Source organism: Kribbella sp., assembly GCF_035655035.1.
In the GTDB taxonomy this organism is placed as follows: Bacteria; Actinomycetota; Actinomycetes; order Propionibacteriales; family Kribbellaceae; genus Kribbella.
The window spans coordinates 1-4,598 of sequence record NZ_DASRVN010000521.1; the positions used below are offsets into that span (position 1 = coordinate 1).

General features: G+C 68.4%; 8 protein-coding genes. 7 read left to right on the forward strand and 1 reads right to left on the reverse strand.

What is annotated here, in order from left to right:
• Nucleotides 1-597 (reverse strand): DNA glycosylase AlkZ-like family protein (locus VFF46_RS28395; protein WP_325040285.1); only part of this gene is annotated, 597 nt, incomplete at its 3' end.
• 129 nt (nt 598-726) lie between these two features.
• Between VFF46_RS28395 and VFF46_RS28400 the strand changes: the two genes are divergently transcribed.
• From VFF46_RS28400 to VFF46_RS28430, 7 genes are all read left to right on the forward strand, one after another.
• Nucleotides 727-918, forward strand: coding sequence for a hypothetical protein (locus tag VFF46_RS28400; RefSeq protein ID WP_325040286.1), 192 nt, complete (start codon nt 727-729; stop codon nt 916-918).
• Nucleotides 919-989: 71 nt separating this feature from the next.
• Nucleotides 990-1,292 carry a twin-arginine translocase TatA/TatE family subunit gene (locus VFF46_RS28405; protein WP_325040287.1) on the forward strand — a complete coding sequence of 101 codons (303 nt, stop codon included), beginning with the start codon at nt 990-992 and terminating at the stop codon, nt 1,290-1,292.
• 85 nt (nt 1,293-1,377) lie between these two features.
• Nucleotides 1,378-2,133, forward strand: a complete 756-nt coding sequence (gene tatC, locus VFF46_RS28410; protein WP_325040288.1) for a twin-arginine translocase subunit TatC — start codon at nt 1,378-1,380, stop codon at nt 2,131-2,133.
• Nucleotides 2,134-2,234: 101 nt separating this feature from the next.
• The gene (locus VFF46_RS28415) at nt 2,235-3,107 is read left to right on the forward strand and encodes a diacylglycerol/lipid kinase family protein (protein WP_325040289.1); all 873 of its coding nucleotides are present in this window, start codon (nt 2,235-2,237) and stop codon (nt 3,105-3,107) included.
• Nucleotides 3,108-3,198: 91 nt separating this feature from the next.
• Nucleotides 3,199-4,032, forward strand: coding sequence for a chitosanase (locus VFF46_RS28420; RefSeq protein ID WP_325040290.1), 834 nt, complete (start codon nt 3,199-3,201; stop codon nt 4,030-4,032).
• 117 nt (nt 4,033-4,149) lie between these two features.
• On the forward strand, nt 4,150-4,326 hold the full coding sequence (locus tag VFF46_RS28425; protein WP_325040291.1) for a hypothetical protein: 177 nt from the start codon (nt 4,150-4,152) through the stop codon (nt 4,324-4,326).
• A gap of 9 nt (nt 4,327-4,335) precedes the next feature.
• Nucleotides 4,336-4,598, forward strand: a 263-nt coding sequence (locus VFF46_RS28430) for a DEAD/DEAH box helicase (RefSeq protein WP_325040292.1), incomplete at its 3' end; no start/stop codon positions are given.

Genomic DNA, 4,598 nt, shown 5'->3' on the forward strand with positions numbered 1-4,598 from the left:
CCAGGTCCCCAGCGGGCGGCCGCGGACGATCCGGCCCTCGGCGGAGAGCTGGAACAGTACGCGGCTCGTCACGTACGGCTGGGCGGCGTACGACTTGCCGGCCGCCATGCTCAGCCGGGTCCGCAGCCGCGGCTCGTCGGCGGACAGCTCCTGCGCGGTCGCGGATCCGCGCAGCGCCAGCGCGGTCGCGGTCGACTCCTCGACCGCCGCCAGCCACCGCCCGCACGTGTCCGCGTCCTCGGCGATCCCGGCCTCGGCCAGGTGCTTCACCAGCAGCTTCCGCTGCTTCACCGCGATGTCGTCCGTACACGCCGCCTGGACGACCGGCGCGAACGGCGTCGGGACGACGAACACGGTACGGCGCATGCCGAGCATCCGGATCAGCGCGCGGTCGTCGTACAGTGCACGCTCCGTGCTCGCGACCTCACTCCCTGGTACGCGCGCGGCGACGCTCAGGTGCACCGTGGCCGGATCGGTCGCGTGCAGGGCGACCATCGACGCGGCCGCCTCGACCGGGTCCGCCGCCTGGCAGCCCGCTCCGAGCCGGTGCCGCCGCCCGAGCCGGACCTGCCGTTCCGCCACCCCGATCCGCCTCATCCGCATCCTCGTTCCGTCGGAAGCCACCCTGCGCGACACTCGGTTTTACCATCACGTTCCGACACCGTTGTCCACAGAGACGCACCGTGGGTCGTGGGCCGCGGCCGCGAACCGGCTAGGCTCCTGGATATGTACTGGTTCCTGCTCTTCGTCGCGGTAGTGGTGGTGTGGACGGTCGTCCTCGCGCTGCTCGCGCTGAAGTTGTGGCGCCAGGGCAAGGCACTGACGCGTGAGTTGGTCGCCGCCCAGTCCAAGCTGGCCGCAGCGCAGTCCGAGGCCGGGTCTGGACAGACCCGTGAGGATGCGCACGCACCGGCGTAGTATTCGGCCACGACTCGGGCGCGAGTCCCGGGTTGATGTTGGCAGTGTTTGATGGTGAAAGGGAGATCGACATGGCAGCACCGCTCCTCGGTATGCCCCAGGGCGCAGAGTGGCTCGTGATCCTCGCGATCGTCGTGCTGCTGTTCGGATCGGCGAAGCTTCCGCAGCTGGTCAAGCAGCTCGGCAAGTCGAAGAAGATCTGGGAGGACGAGGTCGGTCCTCGGAAGAAGGACGGCGAGCTGACCGACGAGGCCTCGCAGGCCCCGGCACAGGTCCAGCAGCCGGTCCAGCAGGCACAGGCGCAGGCGCAGCCGAACCAGGCGAACGGCCAGGCGCCGGGCGACGGCCTGCCGCCGACGCACACGGCCAACTGAACAGAACGCCCCACCTGTGTCGATGGTGAGGTTCGGGCGACGGAAGGCGAAAGAAGACCGCCGCCCGAAGGACCCAGAGGGTCGGATGACCCTGCGCGAACACATCGTCGAGCTCCGTAACCGGCTGCTCATCAGTGTGCTCGCGATCGTGGTGTGCACGATTGCTGCCTGGTTCGTGTACTACCCGGCGCTGGCGATCCTGAAGGATCCGTTCGAGACCGCCGTCCGGCCGTTCGCGGAGCACCGGGGCCTGAAGCCGCAGCTCACGTTCCAGGGCGTCGGCGATCCGTTGACGTTCCGGATCAAGGTGTCGGCGATGCTCGGCCTGGTGCTGTCCGGACCGATCTGGCTGTACCAGTTGTGGGCGTTCATCGCGCCGGGTCTGCACCGCAGCGAGAAGAAGTGGGCGTACCTGTTCGCCGCGATCGCGACGCCACTGTTCGCGACCGGTATCGCGCTCGGCTACTGGACGCTGCCGAAGGGCATCCAGATCCTGCTCGGGTTCACGCCGGACCAGGTGCAGAACCTGGTCGAGCTCGGGAAGTACCTCGACTTCGTGATCCGGACGTTGCTGGTCTTCGGCATCGCGTTCCTGATCCCGCTGGTGGTCGTGCTGCTGAACATGGTCGGCGTGGTGCCGGCCAGCGCACTCGCCAAGTTCCGGCCGTACATCATCGTGGCGATCTTCGTCTTCGCCGCGGTCGCGACGCCGTCCGGTGACCCGTTCACGATGTGTCTGCTGGCGATTCCGATGACGGGCCTGTTCCTCGCCTCCGAAGTGATCGCGCGGATCAACGACAAGCGCCGCAAGCTCCGCAACGAAGAACTGCTGGCGGACTGAGTGCCCGCTTCCGTACCGCGCCTCCGGCGCGGGTTGTGGGGAGCGCGTGCGCTACCGCCGTGGGTGTCGCGCGTTCGGCGCGGGATTTCGTGGGGTGTGCGGTGAGTCGCCGGATTGCGTTGGTCGTCAATCCGTCCAGTGGGCGGGGGCTTGGTGCGCGGATTGCGCCGGTGGTGCGGGAGCGGTTGGCTGCTGCCGGGCTGACCGTGGACGTGCACACGACCACCTGCGCCGAGGACGTCGGCCGGATCGCCGCGGAGGTGGTCGCGTCCGGTGCGGACGCGGTCGCGCTGGTCGGTGGCGACGGCACGATCCACCTCGGCGCACAGGTGCTGGCGAACTCCGGGATGCCGTTCGGCGTGATCCCGGCCGGCACCGGTAACGACTTCGCCCGCGGCATCGGCGTACCGCTGAAGGACCCGGGCGCCGCGGCCGACCTGGTGATCGGCGGCCGGACCCGGGCGATCGACCTCGCGGTGGCGAAGGACGAGTTCATCACCACGGTCGTGGCCGGCGGCTTCGACTCGCTGGTGAACAGGCGCGCGAACGCGATGTCCTGGCCGAAGGGCAGCTCGCGCTACACGGTCGCGACGCTCGCCGAGCTGCGCACGTTCAGCCCGCTCGAGTACGTCGTCACCGTCGACGGCGAGCCGATCGAGACCTCCGCGATGCTGGTCGCGGTCGGCACCGGTCCGACGTACGGCGGCGGACTGCAGATCTGCGCCGGTGCCGAGATCGACGACGGGATGCTGGACGTCACGATCATCAAGCCGGTGTCCCGGCTGACCCTGCTGCAGCTGTTCCCGAAGCTGTCCAAGGGCACCCACGTCGGCCACCCGGCGGTGCACGCCCTGCGCGGGCACACGGTCCGGATCGACTCGCCGGGCATCACGGCGTACGCCGACGGCGAGCCGCTCGGGCCGCTGCCGGTCGACATCGGTGTCGCGCCGGGCGCGCTGACCGTGTTCCACTGAAATTGGCGTCCGAGGTATTTCCATCCATGGGCTTCGTCTGATAGGAAAGCTTCCTAACAGTTCATTCCTCGGACGCCCCTCGGAGGACCCCATGGAGAACCGCCCCACCCGCCGGACCACGCTGCTGCTCGGTCTGTCGCTCGCCGCCGTACCGGCCGCCGGGCTCGCCGCCTCCCGCTACGCGTCGCCCGCCGACGCCGCGGTCCAGGTGAAGGCGACCGGCCTCGACGATCCCGCGAAGAAGGAGATCGCGATGGAGATCGTCTGCAGCGCGGAGAACTCGTCGCTGGACTGGAAGGCGCAGTACAAGTACATCGAGGACATCAAGGACGGCCGCGGCTACACCGCGGGCATCATCGGGTTCTGCTCGGGGACGGGCGACATGCTCGACCTGGTCGAGCTGTACTCGAGCCGGAAGCCGGGCAACGTGCTGGAGAAGTACCTGCCGGCGCTGCGCAAGGTGAACGGCAGCGCCTCGCACAAGGGCCTCGACCCGAACTTCACGAAGGACTGGAAGACCGCGGCCAAGGACTCGGCGTTCCAGAAGTGCCAGAACGACGAGCGCGACCGCGTGTACTTCAACCCGGCCGTCAAACAGGGCAAGTCCGACGGTATCGGCACCCTCGGACAGTTCTGCTACTACGACGCGATCGTCATGCACGGCGACGGCAACGACCCGACCAGCTTCGGCGGGATCCGCAAGCGTGCGCTCAGCCACGCGAAGCCGCCGTCGCAGGGCGGTAACGAGACGACGTACCTGAACGCGTTCCTGGACGCCCGCGTCTGGGCGATGAAGCAGGAGGAGGCGCACAGCGACACCAGCCGCGTCGACACCGCGCAGCGCGTCTGGCTGAAGAAGGGCAACCTCGCGCTGAACACCCCGCTGGACTGGAAGGTGTACGGCGACCCGTACCACATCAGCTAGCCACCACCGGACCGCAGCCGGGCTCTCCTCGGACCACCAGGGAAGGGAGCCCGGCTGCGTCATGTCGTGAACGATGCTGTGAGATCAGTCACGGAATCCATCGGTGGGAGACGGGCGATGAGCGCAGCAGATCGCGCGGATGTGCGGAGCATGTTCACCAAGGGCGAGGACGGCCGGTCGCCGCAGGAGCAGCGGACCGAGTTCGACGCCCGGTTCGGGTCGTTCCCACTCGACCACGCGGCGACGTTCGTCAGGAACCGCCTGGGCGACCGTTTTGTCGGTGGTGTCGCATAGATTGGGTCCATGAGCACCCCGTCCGAGAAATACGCCACGTTCCGCTCGGACCAGGAGCATCCGGCCGTGAAGGAGTTCCGGGAGCTCTACGACTTCGAGCTGGACGAGTTCCAGCTGCGCGCCTGCGCCGCCCTCGAGGACGGGCACCAGGTGCTGGTCGCGGCGCCCACCGGGTCCGGCAAGACGCTGGTCGGCGAGTTCGCCGTACATCTGGCGCTGGAGCGCGGGCAGAAGTGTTTCTACACGACTCCGATCAAGGCGCTGAGCAACCA

Excerpts from the sequence above, each read along its gene's own strand:
- VFF46_RS28420 (WP_325040290.1), top strand. The coding sequence starts at position 3,199 with ATGGAGAACCGCCCCACCCGCCGGACCACGCTGCTGCTCGGTCTGTCG.
- tatC (WP_325040288.1), top strand. The coding sequence starts at position 1,378 with ATGACCCTGCGCGAACACATCGTCGAGCTCCGTAACCGGCTGCTCATC.
- VFF46_RS28400 (WP_325040286.1), top strand. The coding sequence starts at position 727 with ATGTACTGGTTCCTGCTCTTCGTCGCGGTAGTGGTGGTGTGGACGGTC.
- VFF46_RS28425 (WP_325040291.1), top strand. The coding sequence starts at position 4,150 with ATGAGCGCAGCAGATCGCGCGGATGTGCGGAGCATGTTCACCAAGGGC.
- VFF46_RS28405 (WP_325040287.1), top strand. The coding sequence starts at position 990 with ATGGCAGCACCGCTCCTCGGTATGCCCCAGGGCGCAGAGTGGCTCGTG.